Source organism: Neisseria sp. SLRRB23, from assembly GCF_050896295.1.
Classification (GTDB): domain Bacteria; phylum Pseudomonadota; class Gammaproteobacteria; order Burkholderiales; family Neisseriaceae; genus Neisseria.
In genome coordinates this window covers 1-386 of sequence record NZ_JBPBFH010000163.1, presented here as the reverse complement: position 1 = coordinate 386, position 386 = coordinate 1, and the positions used below count along the sequence as shown (strand labels likewise).

General features: G+C 51.6%; 1 protein-coding gene. It reads left to right on the top strand.

From position 1 onward, the window contains the following. Positions 1 to 131 precede the first annotated feature (131 nt). A complete protein-coding gene (locus tag ACRPFF_RS11695) occupies positions 132 to 311 on the top strand; it encodes a DNA cytosine methyltransferase (protein ID WP_432674682.1) in 180 nt (59 codons plus the stop codon). Positions 312 to 386 lie beyond the last annotated feature (75 nt).

The following is a 386-nucleotide window of genomic DNA, read 5'->3' as shown; positions in this document are numbered from 1 at the left end:
GGGGGGGCGAATTCGTGCGAAACCAAAAACCGTCCCCGCCCCCGCGCGAGGTTTGAATTGGGGCGGCAACACGATGCCTTGAGGCACGGGAGGGGGGAAACCTGACGCCGCCACTGACCAGCCACGGTTATTTGTTTGTTCCCGATTGCGACATCATTTTAGGCGGATTCCCTTGTCAAGATTTTTCCATGATTTGGAAACAGCCGGGCTTAGAGGGTGAGCGCGGCAATCTTTATAAAAGCTTGCTGAAGCACCAAGTGAATCGGTTCCGTGCTATTTGTACTGTCTGCGGCTTCGTCGCCTTGTCCTGATTTTTGTTAATCCACTATACAATAAGGAATCAGGTATTAGCGTGAATTCTGTCTCTTATACACATCTCCGAGCCC